The organism is Limosilactobacillus portuensis (assembly GCF_028607025.1).
Taxonomy (GTDB): Bacteria; Bacillota; Bacilli; order Lactobacillales; family Lactobacillaceae; genus Limosilactobacillus; species Limosilactobacillus portuensis.
The window spans coordinates 254,802-272,065 of sequence record NZ_CP117296.1; the positions used below are offsets into that span (position 1 = coordinate 254,802).

The 17,264-nt window shown below is 41.6% G+C and carries 12 protein-coding genes and 1 pseudogene; 10 read left to right on the top strand and 3 right to left on the bottom strand.

Going from position 1 to position 17,264, the window contains the following annotated elements:
• Window positions 1-62: 62 nt before the first annotated feature.
• A complete protein-coding gene (locus PRK60_RS01120) occupies window positions 63-1,100 on the bottom strand; it encodes an aldose epimerase family protein (RefSeq protein ID WP_102168193.1) in 1,038 nt (345 codons plus the stop codon).
• A gap of 108 nt (window positions 1,101-1,208) precedes the next feature.
• Complete coding sequence (locus PRK60_RS01125; protein WP_178695513.1) at window positions 1,209-2,615, bottom strand: DUF2252 domain-containing protein; 1,407 nt, start codon at window positions 2,613-2,615, stop codon at window positions 1,209-1,211.
• A gap of 195 nt (window positions 2,616-2,810) precedes the next feature.
• Here PRK60_RS01125 and PRK60_RS01130 point away from each other — a divergent pair, with 195 nt between their 5' ends.
• The 10 genes and pseudogenes from PRK60_RS01130 (at window position 2,811) to PRK60_RS01175 (ending at window position 15,797) form a co-directional block, all read left to right on the top strand.
• Window positions 2,811-4,355 (top strand): plasmid pRiA4b ORF-3 family protein, encoded by a 1,545-nt coding sequence (locus PRK60_RS01130; protein ID WP_273646157.1) that lies wholly within the window; start codon window positions 2,811-2,813, stop codon window positions 4,353-4,355.
• 79 nt (window positions 4,356-4,434) lie between these two features.
• Complete coding sequence (locus PRK60_RS01135; RefSeq protein WP_148444458.1) at window positions 4,435-5,478, top strand: zinc-dependent alcohol dehydrogenase family protein; 1,044 nt, start codon at window positions 4,435-4,437, stop codon at window positions 5,476-5,478.
• Window positions 5,479-5,497: 19 nt separating this feature from the next.
• Window positions 5,498-6,091 (top strand): peptidylprolyl isomerase, encoded by a 594-nt coding sequence (locus PRK60_RS01140; RefSeq protein WP_102168190.1) that lies wholly within the window; start codon window positions 5,498-5,500, stop codon window positions 6,089-6,091.
• A 296-nt stretch (window positions 6,092-6,387) separates the two neighbouring features.
• Window positions 6,388-7,776 carry a class II fumarate hydratase gene (locus tag PRK60_RS01145; RefSeq protein WP_273646158.1) on the top strand — a complete coding sequence of 463 codons (1,389 nt, stop codon included), beginning with the start codon at window positions 6,388-6,390 and terminating at the stop codon, window positions 7,774-7,776.
• A 38-nt stretch (window positions 7,777-7,814) separates the two neighbouring features.
• Complete coding sequence (locus PRK60_RS01150) at window positions 7,815-9,203, top strand: flavocytochrome c (RefSeq protein WP_273646159.1); 1,389 nt, start codon at window positions 7,815-7,817, stop codon at window positions 9,201-9,203.
• A gap of 70 nt (window positions 9,204-9,273) precedes the next feature.
• Window positions 9,274-10,695 carry an anion permease gene (locus PRK60_RS01155; RefSeq protein WP_273646160.1) on the top strand — a complete coding sequence of 474 codons (1,422 nt, stop codon included), beginning with the start codon at window positions 9,274-9,276 and terminating at the stop codon, window positions 10,693-10,695.
• 471 nt (window positions 10,696-11,166) lie between these two features.
• Window positions 11,167-12,054 (top strand): LysR family transcriptional regulator, encoded by an 888-nt coding sequence (locus PRK60_RS01160; protein ID WP_273646161.1) that lies wholly within the window; start codon window positions 11,167-11,169, stop codon window positions 12,052-12,054.
• Window positions 12,055-12,160: 106 nt separating this feature from the next.
• A complete protein-coding gene (locus PRK60_RS01165) occupies window positions 12,161-13,501 on the top strand; it encodes a threonine/serine exporter family protein (protein WP_102168236.1) in 1,341 nt (446 codons plus the stop codon).
• Between the two features lie 15 nt (window positions 13,502-13,516).
• The gene (locus PRK60_RS01170; RefSeq protein WP_273646162.1) at window positions 13,517-14,167 is read left to right on the top strand and encodes a uracil-DNA glycosylase; all 651 of its coding nucleotides are present in this window, start codon (window positions 13,517-13,519) and stop codon (window positions 14,165-14,167) included.
• A 106-nt stretch (window positions 14,168-14,273) separates the two neighbouring features.
• Window positions 14,274-15,797: pseudogene (locus PRK60_RS01175) on the top strand (MFS transporter).
• A 65-nt stretch (window positions 15,798-15,862) separates the two neighbouring features.
• On the opposite strand, the gene PRK60_RS01180 reads toward PRK60_RS01175, so the two are convergent.
• Window positions 15,863-17,185: a replication-associated recombination protein A gene (locus PRK60_RS01180; RefSeq protein ID WP_102168184.1), complete on the bottom strand. Its 1,323-nt coding sequence runs from the start codon at window positions 17,183-17,185 to the stop codon at window positions 15,863-15,865.
• Window positions 17,186-17,264 lie beyond the last annotated feature (79 nt).

Sequence of the window (17,264 nt, forward strand, 5' to 3'; positions counted from 1 at the left end):
CTCCAGAAGTTATTTTTGACTTCTGGAGTGCTTCCTTCTTTTTCTTTAGGGCTTATAAAAAACTAGTATTCTACGTGCCACTTAATTGTGTATTCCTTTTCGTCACCTGGATGAAGTGTGATATCACCGAAACCAGGATGATGGATAGCATCTGAAAGAGTTTGTGCTTCCATTGCAAGCCCTAAGTGTGGGTGAACTTCACCGTGGTTATAAACCGCTGGATCATCAGAATTCATGGTGTACATGATTAAGGCATTCCGGTCTGAGTAGAGGGTCATCTTACGGCCGCTTTCGGGATCTTCAAGGGTAGCAACTGGTTCGGTGAGACTTGGTTCGACTTCCCAAATATCATCAAACCCGTTTTCTTTAGTCGATGCCATTTCTTCGAGAGCATCACCAAGACGGGTTGGGGTGCTAAAGTCAAATGGTGTTCCTTCGTTTGCCAGTTTTTCTCCAGTTGGGATTTTGCCATCATCAACGGCTAAATGGTTTTTGGAATTGACATAGAGTTTTAATTGATCAACTGTCTTGGCACTTGCCTTAGCCATATTCCAATAAGTGTGGTTAGTTGGGTTAAACAAAGTATCCGCATCAGATGTAGCACCAAACTTCAAGGTCAGGTTATCGTCATTATCTAGTGTATAGGTTGCGGTGACATGGATTTTTCCAGGGAAAGTATCCATATCTTCAGTAAGGGTGAGACTTAAGGTAATGGATGCTTCATTATCAGTGACGTTAGTAGAATCAACATCCCAAATATAGCTGTAAAAACCATTTGTCCCACCATGAAGCGTGTTCTTCCCTTCATTTTGTTCAAGTTGGTATTCCTTACCATTAATTTCAAAGTGACCATCAGCAATTCTTCCCGCAACCCGGCCAATTAAACGGTTAGTGCAAAAACCATTGTTAGTAAATTCATCAAGGTTTTCACTGGTTAAGATCATATCGGCCTTGCCGCCATTCTTTGTTGGCACCTTAAATGATTGTAATAGCCCAGCAAAGTCTAAGATTCCCGCTTGAACACCGTGATCATTTGTCAAAATATACTTTGTAACTGGCTTATCTTGGTAAGTTCCAAATGGTACTTTAGTAATATTCATAATTTCATTTGCCTCCTTGAAGTAAGCGCTTCAATATTTACAAGTACCATTTTACCACATATGAATAAGGAGATGGTGCAAACGTTTGCGCTATCTCCTTATAAACTATTATTTTGTTATTAATACATTATTACCCTGCAAGCTATTCCGAAAATCATCATAATCGACAGCTACTTGTTTAGCATAGGCGTTTGTCCAGTCGACGAGGCCGTCATCTAATATTTTCTGTCCCCTTAGGTAACCACGAACCATTGGGGCGGTTGGACTTTGAAAGTGGGCCATTGCTAACAGTGAACTACAGATTTGGCAGTAGAGGTTAAAACTTTCGTAATCAAGCTTGCTGACATTGATTGATTCTTTCATATCACGGAATTGGCGAACATAGTAACTTCGGCCGCCAAATGATGTGCTACCAAGAAATGGATCAGAAGAAGCTTGAAGAGTTCGTTGCGCGGTCACGATTCTTCGGCCTGCCAGCACACCATTTTTGATTGCTTCTGCAGTCGGTAAACGGAGTAAGTTATAGCGCAGGGGCATCGCTTCCTTAATCTGGAGAACTAGGTGGCTACCTTCATTACCAGTGAGGAGGAGCAGGTAGCAGCGAGTCCCAAAACTACCAACGCCAACGCTGTAGCGAATAATATCGGTAATACTAAAATTACCAAGAAAGATGCGGATATCTTGGCGCACATTATTCCGATAATGATTAAAGCCCTGAAGAATTTCTGCGTACTTCTCTGCATTGAGATGTTTAGCGCGCGGAGCATTTTCGCTAAACCTTAATTGGCCGTTTTCGTCAAGTTTCGTCATCTTCTTAACAATTTGCTCAGAGTTGCTCCGACTACTTTTCTTGATAATCTTATTGAGGATTTCGTTCATTTGACTTGTACTACTATGCAAAGTATCAATTGCAGTGATCATATCATGAATTTCGTATGAAGAGTATAGCCGTTGAAAGAGACTCAGCTTATTATTGTGCTTTATACTATGACGGTAGGTTTTAGTAATTAGGTGGAGGACGGCATTCAAATGGTGGTTACTAAAACCGTTTTCTTCACCAGCTAAGCGAGCGCTAACCAGAAGACGTTTAAGATCACTTTCCCAATTGCCTATCCGGGATTCATCAAAATCATTCAGGCCAAAGATTAATTGGCGCTCTGGAGAAGCATAGAAGCCATAATTATTGACGTGGGCATCTCCACAAATAATTAACGGAATGTGGCTTTGGTACTGATCCTTAAGATCTTGTTCCATTAGTTCTGCTGTTCCGCGAAAGAAAGCAAACTTACTAGCCAGCATTCGTTCATGACGAAGTGGCAGCAGTTCCTGAACCATTTTAGATTCTGTTTTCTTAATCGCGGCAACAGGATCTCGGTGGACGGGAATAAATTCGGCCAATTGTTCGCTACTTACCTTAGCTCGCTTTTCTTTTCCTGCCTCTTCTAACTCTTTTGCCGTTCGATTAATTTTGATTTTTTTGAGATCAAAAATATCTAATTTACCAGAATCAATCATTTTGGTTACTCCTTTTAATATTTCACGTTTTCTTAATTATTGTAGTAGTTTTGTCTTGATTGTCTAGAATATTTGTTTTCATTTAGTCATTCTGTCACAATGGAGATAAAGGAAACATAAGGGATTAAATAGGGTTCTGGGATTTCTGGAGAAACGCTAAAGAATTAGATTAACCCCGTTTTAAAAGAAGGAGTGATGATGGTGTTAATTGCTGTTGAAAATAATGTTGCTCAGCATCTCCACGCCAATACAAGGCTAGCTGATGAACAACGGTTGATGCGCACTGATGCCTGGTCGATTAGGGTAACCGGCGATTTTATGATTGTAATGAATAACCTTCTATCGTTACCGGTAATTGTCCGTCATCCTCAGCAATTTAGTGACCCGCGGGCTTTTACCGCAACGTTTAAGCGTGAGCTAATCCGCTTATTAGAAGTTCTTCCGGTACCACGGGTTAAAATTCGGATGATTCGTGATGCCCAATTAAAACAGGTTGAATTTGTTCGGCCGGTTGTTCCTGCACTCCAACAGCGGTTGCAGATTTTTCAAAACCTGTTAACGCGACCTGATATTGTGCAGTGGGATGACGATCCTAGTAACCCAGCAATTTCACTCGCGTTGATGAAAAATTTAAAGCTGCAGGATGTCAAAACAAACGAGGTTCAGACAGCAACGGAACTTTTTGAGAATTACGTAATTAATAATTTTGCTGTTCCCGCACATCCTACGCTTAATGAGCATAATCGGCGATATCTTTACCATTCTGAATCGCTCAATGATGTTATGAATGAGTCAGAAGTTAGCGAGGAGATTATTCGAGATTACCGTTCTTCTCTGGAACAAGTTGGGAAGAGTGATCAAATTATTGATCGGGATACTGATTACGCAACGGATTACCTATCTTATCTTGCAGAAGGTGGGAAGACAATTCTGGACGATATTTCGACAATTTATTATTACGTTTATGATTATGGCAAACGCAATAGTGAACGATTAACTACTTCAAAGTACCGGGGGATGGGAACCGCCTTTCGGGAATTTGGTCGGTTTCTTAAACGACAGGATCTGTTTGCTGATGCTGACTTTGACCAGTTTAGTCAGGCATTAAACCAGGCAATTGATAACGCAACGCCCGCTAAGGAAGGTTACCGGTTAGAAAGAATGCTGCATAGCGCAGAATCCGAACTTGCCCGGCGTCGTTCTTCATTAAAACATGCCCACCGTTACCGTAAACTTGAATATCAAATAAAAGTTGAATTAGCAGATTACCAGCCGAGCATGTGGCGACGACTTCAGTTTAGTGGCGAAACCCGTCTTGATGATCTTTGTTACTTCATTATGGCTAGTTTTGGTGCAACCGGCTCACACCTGTATAACCTTCAATTAAACAAGAAAAACTACCAATTACCGTACCTTGATGGCGGAGAGAATATTACGCTCCATTGGTTAGGGGAGGCTCATCAGGGAGATCAGTTAATACTCGAATATGATTTTGGTGATTCTTGGCAATTCAACATTCTAATTGAGAAAACGACGCCAATTAGACGTTATCGACTAAGTCCGACTGAACCAAAAGTCTTAGATGGCAATGGCAAGGGGATCGTAGATGATATTGGCGGAACAGCTGGTTTAGAACTAGCTGCTCAGGATGATCAGACAATCAATAGTGGCTTAAATGTTAACCAGTTGCAAAAACAATGGTCTGCTTTAACGGCAGAAATTGCTAAACAGTATCAATGATTTTATTGTTTGTTAATTCACAAATATTCAAAAAAGACTACAATAGTTTACAGAAAGCTAATTAAAAGAGGTCTTGAAGATGAGTAATCAAGTTGAAATTCCAAAAACAATGCGTGCCTGGGAAGTAACAACGCCTGGTCCAATTGATGGCGAAAATGCTCCACTAAAGCTTGTTACCAAGCCGGTTCCACAACCACAACGCGGAGAGGTTTTAGTAAAGGTCCTTACTTGTGGTGTTTGCCATACCGATTTACATGTGGCAGAAGGCGATTTGCCGGTTCATCGTGAGCACGTTACTCCAGGACATGAAATTGTTGGTAAGGTAGTTGCTTTTGGGCCAGAAACACAACGATTTGAATTAGGAGAGCGAATTGGGATTCCATGGTTCCGGCATGCATGTGGCGTTTGTAAATTCTGCCGTTCCGGTCATGAAAACCTCTGCCCGCATTCAGTTTATACCGGCTGGGACCATGATGGTGGCTATGCTGAGTATGTTACCGTACCAGAAGGGTTTGCTTACCGGATTCCTGAGAAGTTTAATGACCTCGAAGCAGCGCCACTATTATGTGCGGGGATAATTGGCTACCGGGCTTATGAGCGGGCAAATGTTCCTGCAGGTGGTCGCCTCGGTTTGTATGGCTTTGGTGGCTCCGCACATATAACAGCGCAAATTGCATTAGCTCAGGGAGTAGAAGTTCACGTCTTTACTCGGGGGGCTGATGCACGAAATTTTGCTCTTCAGCTTGGCTGTGTTTCTGCTAAGGGGGCATATGATCTTTCGGATGTCCCGTTAGATTCGTCAATTATTTTTGCTCCAGTTGGCGATATCGTTTTGCCAGCATTGGAGAGTTTAATTCCCGGAGGAACGTTGGCAATGGCAGGGATCCACATGTCGGATATTCCAACACTGAACTACCAAAAACACCTCTTCCATGAAAAGACGCTAACGAGTGTTGAAAGTAATACTCGCCGTGATGGAGAAGAATTCTTAACATTAGCCGATCGTCTTAATATTCATCCAGAAGTTACCGAATACCCGCTTGAAAAGGCGCTTGATGCACTAAAATACGTTAAACGTGGTGATATTAAAGGCGCTTGTGTGCTAAGAATAAGTCATGAGTAAAAATTAAGGAGGAAGCAAAATGCAATATCCGCAACTAAAACTTGGGGCTGTGAAGGGGCCGCAAGCAACAATCAAAACAAACCTTGGTGAAATTAAAGTTCAGCTATTTAAGGAGCAGGCACCCAAGACCGTTGATAACTTTGTTCAATTGGCAGAAAAGGGTTACTACGATGGGGTGATCTTTCACCGGGTAATTCCTGATTTTATGATTCAGGGTGGCGATCCAACCGGAACTGGTCGTGGTGGTAAGAGTATTTATGGAAAAGCTTTTGAGGACGAATTCTCCGATGAATTGTTCAACTTTAACGGAGCGGTTTCAATGGCTAATGCTGGTCCTAACACTAATGGCAGTCAGTTTTTCATTGTTTCTAACGAACATGTTCCGGCTAATATGATTGAACAAATGAAAGCAGTTGGCTATCCACAAGAAATTATCGATCATTACGCAGAGGTGGGTGGCACCCCATGGCTGGATCACCGTCATACCGTATTTGGCCAAGTAATTACCGGGATGGATGTAGTAAAAAAGATCAGCCAAGCTAAGCGTGATAGGATGGATAAGCCGAAAAAGGACGTTATCATGGAAAAGGTAACGATTGATAATGAGAACTAATGCTAAAATCGGGTTGTTCTGTCTAATAACTTTGTGATTTTAATCTTATATAGCAAAAAATTCTAGTTATTTCATTGAGAATTTAACTAGAATTTTTTGTTTGGTTTGCTTGTGAAATTTATTCAACGATTGATGATGGACTCAATGATTATCAGTGATTAAGAAGACACTATAAGTGAATTTTATAACATATTGAATGTTTGACTATGGATATTATACCGCGTTAGGATAGTAGTGTAATTGATGTGTATTTTTTCACAAATAGACGATTTATTTAGACAATGGAGGCTTTTACAATGACAAAATACCGTACTGAAGAAGATACTCTTGGTCCAGTTCAAATTCCTGCAGATGCATTATGGGGACCACAAACAGAACGGAGTCGGAACAACTTCCCAACTGGTCAGTATATGCCATTAGCCATTATTCGTGCTTTGCTGAACATTAAGAAGGCAGCTGCCCAAGCAAACATGGAAACAAAGGCTATTTCTGAAGAAAAGGGTAACTTGATTGTTCAATCAATTGATGAACTCTTAGCTTTGAGCGATGAAAAATTACGTAAAGACTTCCCATTGAAGGTTTACCAAACCGGTTCTGGTACACAAACCAACATGAACACCAATGAAGTTGTTGCTCATAAGGCACACCAACTTAACCCTGACATCGAAATCCTACCAAACGATGATGTTAACAAGGGGCAAAGTTCTAACGATACCTTCCCAACAGCAATGAATGTTGTTGCTTTAGAAGCTCTTGATAAGTTGAAGCCAGCTGTTCAACACTTGATTGATGAATTGAAGGCTAAGCAAGAAAAGTACATGCACACCGTTAAGGTTGGTCGGACTCACTTGCAAGATGCCGTGCCGTTGACTTTCGGCCAAGAATTATCCGGTTATGTGGCTTCTCTTGAACATGACCTTGACTACATTAAGACCCTTGAACCAACCTTAAATGAATTAGCAATTGGTGGAACTGCAGTTGGTACTGGATTAAACGCTGCTGAAGGGAGGCCAGAGAAGATTGCTGAAAAGCTTAGCGAAGTATACGGCTTAAACTTAACAGCTGATTCAAACAAGTTCTACGGCTTAGCTAACCACTCAGGATTAGATGTTGTCCACGGCGCATTGAAGAGTTTAGCTGCCGATATGTTTAAGATTGCTCAAGATATTCGTTTCTTGGGTTCAGGTCCACGTGCTGGTTACGGTGAATTAAACATCCCAGCTAACGAACCTGGTTCATCAATTATGCCTGGTAAGGTTAACCCAACCCAAGCTGAAGCCGTAACAATGGCTGCTTTACGGGTATTCGGTAATGATACTGTTGTAACAATGGCATCATCACAGGGTAACTTTGAAATGAACGTTTACAAGCCAGTATTGATTGATGCGTTCCTTGAATCAGCCGACTTGATGACTGGGACAATCATGGGCTTTGCGGACAAGATGATCCATGGCATGACCGTTAATGAAGACCGGATGGCAGAATTAGTTGATAACTCACTGATGACTGTTACGGCATTATCACCACACATTGGTTACCACGACAGCGCTAAGATTGCTCAAGCTGCTGATAAGGCAGGAAGCACTTTGAAGGAAGCTGCTTTGAAGTCTGTTAAGGTAACTGAAGAACAATACGACGAATGGATGGACATGCTTAAGATGACCAACGTTGATCGTAAGGACTAGAGCTAAAGCTAACTAATATTGAAAGGAAGAACTACGTAATGGCAGAATTTCAACCAACATCTGTTGGCAAATTAGAAAATGACTATGATGTTGTAATTATTGGTTCTGGTGGGACTGGCCTTTCAGCCGCTATTCAAGCAAATGAATTAGGGATGAAGGTTGCAGTACTAGAAAAGGAAAAGGAACTTGGTGGGAATACTAACCGGGCTTCTTCTGGAATGAACGCTGCTGAAACCAATGTTCAACTTCACCATGGTGTGATCGATAACGTTGCTGACTTTTACCATGAAACATATAAGGATGGTGGTCGGCTCAACGATAAAGATATGTTAGGCTACTTCGTTTACCACACTGCCCCAGCAATCGATTGGTTAGCCGATCATGACATTAAACTGGATGATATTACCATTACGGGGGGAATGTCTAAGAAGCGGACCCACCGTCCAGCAAGTATGGCACCAATTGGTGGCTTCTTGGTGAAGAGTTTACTGGAAGTCGTTGCTCAGGAAGATATCCCTGTATTTAACAAGACGAAAGTTACTAAGTTACGACGGACTGACGATGGCCGGGTTAATGGAGTTGAAGTTAACGCTGACGGAATCATTAAGGTTATTAATGCGAAAGCAGTTATTTTAGCCACTGGTGGTTTCGGTGCTTCAAAAGAATACATTAAGCGGTTCCGTCCAGATCTTGAAAGCTACAAAACAACTAACCAACCAGGTGCTACTGGTGATGGGTTGAAATTAGCTGAAAACGTTGGGGCTGAATTAATGCAAATGAATTTAGTTCAAGTCCACCCAACTGTTCAGCAAGATAACCCTCACGTTTACCTGATTGGTGAAGCAGTTCGTGGTGAAGGGGCCATTATGGTTAATGGTGAAGGAAAACGGTTCGTTAATGAACTAAATACGCGGAAGATTTGTGCAAATGCAATTACCGCGTTACCGGAGCACAGTGCTTATTTAATCTTTGATCAAGGAATTCGCGATCATGTTAAGGCAATTGAATTCTATGACAAGGTTGGCTTAGTTGTTCATGGTGAAACGATTGAAGATCTTGCTAAGCAGATTAACGTGGATCCAAGCAACTTGAAGCAAACTGTTACCACCTGGAACCAAGCAGTTGAAAACCATGATGATGCTGAATTTGGTCGGACAACGGGGATGGATCGTGGTATTACCAAGCCAGGATTCTTCGCTATCCACATCGCCCCTGCTATTCACTACACAATGGGGGGAATTCACATTACGCCAAAGACTCAAGTACTTGATGGAAATGGTGACATCATTAAGGGACTTTTCGCTGCCGGTGAAGTAGCTGGTGGTCTTCATGGTAACAACCGTGTTGGGGGAAACTCCATTGCTGAAACGATCGTCTTTGGTCGTCAAGCAGGTCAACAAGTGGCCCTTTACGCACGGAGTTTGTAAACAAATAGCAACAGTTGGTGGTGAAAAACCACCGCGAGCAATTATTACTATTTAATTAAGGGACGGAAAGATGAAAAAATTAGAAAGTGTAAATTATAAGGGGTTCATTTGGCCTGTTATCGTTGGCCTAATCTTATGGTTTATGACCCCAATTAAGCCGGCTGCAGTTCCGGTTGCTGGTTGGCATATGTTTGCCTTATTCGTTGCAACGATCATTGCATGTATTACTCGGCCATTACCAATTGGTGGGGTATCAATTGTTGCCTTTGCTTTAACGGTATTGACAAAAACTGTACCAATGGAAAAAGCAATTGTTGGCTTTGGGAATGCTTCTATTTGGATGATTGCAATGGCATTCTTCATTGCCCGTGGGTTTATCAAGACCGGACTAGGTCGGCGGATTGCATTGAACTTTGTTAAGGCCTTTGGTAAGCGAACACTTGGTTTAGCTTATTCATTAATTGGGGTTGACCTAATCTTGGCACCAGCGACTCCAAGTAACACTGCTCGTGCTGGTGGTGTTTTATATCCAATTATTGAATCATTATCACAGTCATTTGGCTCAGATCCCAAGAAGGGGACCTCGCGGAAGATTGGTTCATTCTTAATCTTTGCTGAATACCATGGTGATATGATTACCGCTGCAATGTTCATGACGGCGATGGCTGCTAACCCACTAGTTCAAACCCTTGCTAAGGGGAATGGCGTTAATGTTACCTGGGTTGGCTGGTTCTTAGCTGCCTTGGTACCGGGTGTCATTTCATTAATCGTTGTACCATGGTTGATCTACAAGATGTATCCGCCTGAAATTAAGGAAACACCAAACGCTAAGCAGTGGGCTGAAGATCAGCTTTCAGAAATGGGACCAATGACTCTCCCTGAAAAGTTGATGGCGGTAATCTTTGTATTGGCATTAGTTCTCTGGATTGTTGGTAGCTTTATTGGAGTTGATGCAACTTTGGCTGCCTTCATCGCATTAGGATTACTTCTCTTAACTGGGGTTCTCAGTTGGCAAGATGTTTTGCATGAAACCGGTGCTTGGAACACATTAACATGGTTCTCTGTTCTGGTTATGATGGCTGGTTCATTAACAAGCTTAGGATTTATTCCATGGTTAAGTAAGGCTGTTGGTAGCTCACTTCACGGAATGAACTGGGTATTAGTATTAATCATTTTGATTGTGGTTTACTTCTACTCCCATTATCTCTTTGCTAGTTCAACTGCCCACGTTACTGCAATGTACAGTGCCTTCTTAGCAGTGGCAATTTCTGCTAACGTTCCACCAATGTTAGTTGCTTTGATGCTTGGGTTCTTCGGTAACTTAATGGCATCTACTACGCACTACGCCTCAGGTCCTGCACCAGTTCTCTTTGGTTCTGGTTACGTTCCTCAATCCAAGTGGTGGTCACTCAACTTTGTCCTCGGGATCTTCTACATCGTCGTTTGGATCGGTATCGGAAGTCTCTGGATGAAAGTATTGGGTATGTGGTAATTTGAGAGTGCGAAGCCGTAAAAAAGCTCCCGGATGATAACGATTTCTCTCGACGAAGGCGACTAGCGCCTAGGAGAGAGGTCGTTATCTTGAGGGAGCTTAGGCTGTAGTAGAGTGCGAGCCGTGACGAATTAGCAACTGAGCACTAGAAAATTCCGGACGATGATTGCTTACAATCAAGGACGGGATAGCTAGGCGGAAGTTGTGGTCACGGTGAGCACGTTTCGGCTTGGTCGCCTAGAACATTAGCTCTAGCAAGTTCCTGGCGAGCAACTCTTAACTCTATTGCTCAACCACTCAAAGTTTAGAATAGAAAATTAACTAACAGACTGACGAAAATTAATTATTTTCGTCAGTCTGTTTTTTTGTATTCGGAGATAATTAATTACACTTGTCATTATTATCTGCTTGCCGTTCTGTTTGGTTATGGCGTAAGATATGATTATGTATCAAAAAAAGGAAGGAACGAAAATGAATACCCGCGATTTACAGTATTTTGTTGCGTTAGTTAAATATAAAAATTACACACGGGTTGCTAAAGAATTTAAGGTTTCCCAGCCGAGTATTACTCAAGCAATTCAACGATTAGAAAGGGAATTTAATACCCAATTAGTTCGTAAGGATCGCTTTCATCGTGATGAAATGATTACGCGAAGTGGGTTACTTCTTTATGAAAATGCTGTTCTGATTAATGACAAGATCGATCTAACACGGAAAGAAATTAGCCGTGCTAACCAAAAGCAGATTCGGTTTGGCTTGCCGCCAATTATTGGGAAACTATATATTTCAAAAATTGTTGAGGAGTTTTCTGGTGATTTACTTTCCCGTCTTCGAATAACCTCAGTTGGTTCCCACGATCTGCTTAATCAGTTGCGGAAGGGAAAAATTGATATTGCCATTTTGGGTTCAACTACACCGATTAATGAAGATGGTATTTTTGCTGAATTAGTGGCAACACGGTCTTTTGGAATCATCGTTAGTAAGCAAAATTCACTTGCTCAAAAGGATGCGGTTTATTTTAATGAATTAGCGACGCAAAAATTTATTAATTACGATCAGCAATATGTTCATCAATCTGCGTTTCAGGCATATTGCACATATGCTCAAATAAAACCTCAAATTGTTGTTTATCGCTTGCCAAATATTTCTTGGATTAAGGAACTTGTTCGGCAGGATAAGGGGATTAGCCTAATGGTTAGGGATGCTGCGACAAATGAACCAGGAATTAAAGCATTAGATATCCTTGATCCGATTCCAGAAAAGTTTTACATTTCAATCGTAATTCGGGAAGGATACGTTCTGAATGATGACGAGCAGGACTTTATTCGGCGAGTCAAACAGATTCAACTTGATAATTAGTGGTTGACAAGGTCGGTATAATTATCTATGTGAATTTAAACTGAACGGAATTGATGGAGGAAAAGCAGTCATGAAAAAAAGTGACGCAGAAGATACAGAAGGGATAATGGGATTCGAACCCGCAGAACACATTTCGACACATCACCATATGGCAATCCCGTGGCAAGACTTCTTTACTAATGATAATTTTACGCCAGCAGGTGAAGCTAACCTGGTGGAGCGAGCCGCAATTGCCGGACGAATCGGTTTAATGATGCTGTCATACGGAACGGGAGCTTGGCGAGTTCGTGACTCAATGAATATTGTTGCCCGTGAACTAAAGATGACCTGTTCGGCTGATATTGGACTGGTTTCACTAGAGTATACCTGTATGGATGCTCACCATAGCTATACCCAAGCATTGTCGTTACCAAGCACTGGGATTAATACGAGTAAACTATCCCAGATGGAACGGTTCATCGACGAATTTCACGAACATGGCAGTGAGATGACAATTGGTGAGATTCATAATCGCCTTGAAAAGATTGCTCATAGTCGAGGAAATTACACGCCAATTCAAGTTGGTCTAGCGGCTGCTTTAGCTTGTAGCTGTTTCGTTTTCCTGCTTGGCGGCGGACCTGTTGAAATGGCTTGCTGTTTTCTTGGCGCGGGCTTAGGAAACTATGTTCGGCGGAAGTTAATTGATCGCCATATTACGTTATTAGCCTGTGTTTCTGTAGGAGTCGCGGTTGCTTGTCTCTTTTACCTGTTTGCTTTTGTTGGGATGCAATGGTTATTTCACATTAGTCCCCGTCACGAAACGGGATATATTGGAGCAATGCTTTTCATTATTCCCGGCTTCCCATTCATTACTAGTGGCCTAGACATTTCTAAGTTAGATATGCGATCAGGTCTTGAACGACTTGCCTACGCGGTGACCATCATTGTGGTAGCAACATTAGTGGGGTGGATTGTGGCAATGGCTGTCCGACTACGACCAGGAACGTTAGCGGCTCTACCGTTACCACCGTTAATGTTAATGCTGCTACGGGTTGTGACGAGTTTTGGTGGTGTCTTTGGATTCTCAATCATGTTTAATAGTACGCCGAAGATGGCAACAGTTGCAGGATTAATTGGAGCGATCGCCAATACGACTCGCTTAGAATTAGTAGATTATAGTAATATTCCTGCCGGTGCCTGTGCGTTTATTGGGGCATTGATTGCTGGGTTATTAGCTTCAATTGTTAAGCGGAAAATTCACTATCCACAGATTTCAATTACCGTCCCTTCGATCGTAATTATGGTTCCTGGATTATATATGTATCAGGCAATGTATAATATGGGGCTAACCTCAATTAGTGTTGGTGCGCTCTGGATTACTAAGGCCCTCCTAATTGTTGTTTTCTTACCGCTTGGTTTAATTACTGCCCGAATCATTACTGATCCAAAATGGCGGCATAATGGTTAACATGGGAGTGATGAAATGATCATTCAATATCCACAAAATCTTTTAGCTGAAGTTCACCAACGAGTTGCTGGACGAAATCTTGCTGGCTTTACCCCTGGTCAAGGAAAATTAAAGCCAGACTTGATGCTGGTTGGTGAAGCTCCTGGTCGCCACGAGGAAGTTCATAACATTCCCTTTTCAGGGGCCTCTGGTAAAGAATTAATGAAAATGTTAGCAACGATTGGTTATGACCGGAATAGTGTTTATATCACCAGTGTTGTTCGTCAACGACCATACTCAATTAAAGAGGTCGTTGATAAGAAAACTGGTGCTAAGGTAGTAAAAAAGCCAAACCGGACGCCAACAAAGAAGGAAGTTTTAGCATTTGCTAACCTTTTTGATTGGGAACTTGCTCAGGTTCAACCTAAAATAATCGTTCCACTAGGCAATACTGCGTTGCAACGGTTACTTGGACCACAAGCTAACATTGGAAAACTTCACGGTCAATTGTTGAATCAACCAATTCAGCACGCTAAAAAAGATGGCAGCGGCTATGAGTTTTCAACAACCAATACCTTACTAGTACCGATGTATCATCCGGCTGCAGTTCTATATAGTCGAAAACTAGAGCCAACTATTTTGCGTGATTGGCAAAGGTTAGGGAATTTTATTAAAAAGACTAACTAAATATTTACTTGGAATTGAAAAGAGGTTGAGTTAATTTTCAACTCTTTGTATAATACATGACTAGTTATTAACTAGAAAATATTCGATAGCAAGCGGGGGAAGCGGAATGCTGCGGAACCCGCTATCTTTATTCTGGGGAGGGGACAAGAATTTGGAGTTAAAACAACGACGAACAATCGTTACGGGAGCCTTATTGTTATCTAACATTATGGCGGGAATGGACGGGACGATTGTTAATACGGCATTACCGGCAATTACTAGTGACTTGCATGCTCTTCAGTATATGGGATGGATAGTAGCGATCTTCCTGTTTGGGATGGCCGTTGCAACTCCATTGTGGAGTAAGTTTGGTGAGCATAAGGGAAATAAAATTGCTTACATTAGTGCAACCTCTCTTTTTGCGATTGGGGCGATTTTTCAGGGGCTTGCTCCAAATATTATCTGGTTTATTATTGCCCGGGCAATAATGGGAATTGGCGCTGGGGGAATGAACACTATTCCATTTATTGTCTTTGCCGAAATCTATACTAACCTAAAGAAACGGGCCACGGTGCTTGGCTTATCAAGTGCTTGTTTCGGGACTGCTTCAATTATTGGTCCCCTCCTTGGTGGGTGGATCGTTGACGCGCTTAGTTGGCATTGGGTATTTTATGTTAATGTTCCGATTGCGTTAATTGCAATTACGATCATTGCAATCTTTTATAAGAATGTTAATGCCCAGGCAGCCGGTAAACCAATTGATTACTTGGGAGCGACGTTGTTAGTTAGTAGTTTAATGCTGATCTTGATTGCGGTTCAATTAATTGGAGTTGCCTCGCTTCCTGTTATCCTTGGCCTAATGATTATTGGCGGGGCATTACTATGGTGGATGGTAAAGGTTGATCAGCAAGCCGCTGACCCGATTGTGCCGAATCGATTATTTACCAATCATGAATTAGTAATTGACTTTATGCTCTTTGTGATTATCTGGGGTTCCTTTATTGCCTTTGTTATTTATATTCCAATGTGGGCTCAGGGACTTCTTGGGCTATCGGCATTACTTGGTGGAATGACGCAAATTCCAGGAGCAGTGACGGATTTTCTTGGCTCCGAATTGGTCCCGTTTATTCAGGATCGATGGTCAAAGTATGAAATTGTTGGCTTAGGTGCTTTGACAATTTTTATTTCATTTCTCGGCCTTTTGCTTGGCGGTCAGAAATCGCCATTCTGGTTGATCATGATTCTTGGTGCATTTGAAGGGTTCGGTGTTGGTTTAGTTTTTAATATTCTTTAGATTAATGTTCAGACTGATGCTGAATTACGAGATGTTCCAATTGCAACATCAATGGGTTATTTGATGCGGATCCTTAGTCAAACTTTCATGTCTGCAATTTATGGGGTGATCCTTAATAACGCCTTGCTGCAGGGAATCAAACACCATCATGGAATTACAATGGGAATGCTAAATAAGTTATCTAACGCCAAAACAGCAAGTAGTTTGCCAGGAGCGTTGTTACCCGAGATGCGTCATATTCTATACAATGGGTATAGAAATATTGTGATCACAGCACTAACCCTCATTACTATTTCATTAGTAATGGTTGTTGTGATGTGGATCCGAAATAGAAAGCAATCTGTAAAAAGAGGTTAATGAAAAGTGAAGAGCGTGAAGAAGAAGCCAGTTATGACTAAGTTTTCACGCTCTTTTATTAGTTATTAATTATCATTTTCTCGATGCCACTCTTTGATTTGCTCCATTCGGGCTTTAAAGCGCCCTTCGCGACCCTGACTTGTTGGCTTATAAAACTGTTGCTCCGCCAATTCTGGTGGCATTGTTTTCATTGAGGTTAGTTTGTCCTTAGTATTGTGGGCATATTGATAGTGAGCACCGTAATGAAGATCCTTCATTAGTTTTGTTGGTGCATTCCGAATTTGAAGGGGAACTGGCAAATTACCAGTCTTTTTAATTATTTTTTTGGCAGTCATTCGGGCTTTATAAACCGCGTTTGATTTAGGTGCCAGTGATAGGTAGATAACACACTCTGTGAGGTGAACGTCACATTCCGGAACACCAAGAAATTTGCAAGCTTGGAAAGTATTAATAGCAACGGTTAATGCATTAGTATCTGCAAGACCAATATCCTCGCTGGCGAACCGGACCAACCGTCGGGCAATGTAGAGCGGATCTTCACCACCATCAATCATTCGTGAACACCAATAGATTGCCGCGTCAACATCACTATTGCGCATTGATTTGTGGAGCGCGGAAATGACATTGTAGTGTTCTTCACCATGCTGATCGTAGCGTAATGATTTAGTATTGATCAGCTGCTTGAGGCTATCAATGGTTAAATTCACTTGATGATCATGATGATTAGCATTTAACACGGCCATTTCAAGAGTGTTGAGGGCAACCCGAGCATCGCCATTGGCAAATTCTGCAATCATTGTTAAAACATCATCGTTGTAACTAACCTTAATTCCAGGAAAACCAGCTGGGTGGTTGATTGCTCTTTTAAGAATCTCAATAATGTCAGTTACTGTTAATGATTTAAGAACGAAAACTTTGCACCGACTAAGTAAGGCAGAGTTGATTTCAAAAGAAGGATTTTCCGTTGTTGCCCCAATTAAAATGATACTTCCCCGTTCAACAAAGGGAAGAAAGGCATCTTGTTGAGCCTTATTAAAACGATGAATTTCGTCGATGAAGCAAATCGTTCGTTCACCAAATTCACGATTTTTCTCCGCCTCTTCCATAATTTTTCGGATATCACGAATACTGCTTGTAACAGCACTGAAGGTGATGAAATGGGACTTTGTTTGTTGAGCAATTATTTCCGCTAACGTGGTTTTACCGACACCGGGCGGTCCCCATAAAATAAGTGAGGATACCTGATCGTGTTCAATCAGGTCACGAAGAACCTTGCCGTTACCGATTAATTGTTGCTGCCCCATAAATTCCTCAAGAGTTTTAGGACGAATGCGGTTAGCTAGCGGAGTATTATTGTTTGATTGAGCGAAAAGAGATTCCTGATGCATTGAGATTACTTCCTTTATTAATTAATTTTAAGACAAAACTTAATAAAATTGAATGGAGTTGGGTGCTAAAATCGTGTTA

What these genes read in the sequence shown, in the direction of transcription:
- PRK60_RS01160 (WP_273646161.1), top strand. Translation starts at nt 11,167, where the DNA reads ATGAATACCCGCGATTTACAGTATTTTGTTGCGTTAGTTAAATATAAA.
- PRK60_RS01150 (WP_273646159.1), top strand. Translation starts at nt 7,815, where the DNA reads ATGGCAGAATTTCAACCAACATCTGTTGGCAAATTAGAAAATGACTAT.
- PRK60_RS01155 (WP_273646160.1), top strand. Translation starts at nt 9,274, where the DNA reads ATGAAAAAATTAGAAAGTGTAAATTATAAGGGGTTCATTTGGCCTGTT.
- PRK60_RS01170 (WP_273646162.1), top strand. Translation starts at nt 13,517, where the DNA reads ATGATCATTCAATATCCACAAAATCTTTTAGCTGAAGTTCACCAACGA.
- PRK60_RS01125 (WP_178695513.1), bottom strand. Translation starts at nt 2,615, where the DNA reads ATGATTGATTCTGGTAAATTAGATATTTTTGATCTCAAAAAAATCAAA.
- PRK60_RS01130 (WP_273646157.1), top strand. Translation starts at nt 2,811, where the DNA reads ATGATGGTGTTAATTGCTGTTGAAAATAATGTTGCTCAGCATCTCCAC.
- PRK60_RS01165 (WP_102168236.1), top strand. Translation starts at nt 12,161, where the DNA reads ATGGGATTCGAACCCGCAGAACACATTTCGACACATCACCATATGGCA.
- PRK60_RS01120 (WP_102168193.1), bottom strand. Translation starts at nt 1,100, where the DNA reads ATGAATATTACTAAAGTACCATTTGGAACTTACCAAGATAAGCCAGTT.
- PRK60_RS01145 (WP_273646158.1), top strand. Translation starts at nt 6,388, where the DNA reads ATGACAAAATACCGTACTGAAGAAGATACTCTTGGTCCAGTTCAAATT.
- PRK60_RS01180 (WP_102168184.1), bottom strand. Translation starts at nt 17,185, where the DNA reads ATGCATCAGGAATCTCTTTTCGCTCAATCAAACAATAATACTCCGCTA.
- PRK60_RS01135 (WP_148444458.1), top strand. Translation starts at nt 4,435, where the DNA reads ATGAGTAATCAAGTTGAAATTCCAAAAACAATGCGTGCCTGGGAAGTA.
- PRK60_RS01140 (WP_102168190.1), top strand. Translation starts at nt 5,498, where the DNA reads ATGCAATATCCGCAACTAAAACTTGGGGCTGTGAAGGGGCCGCAAGCA.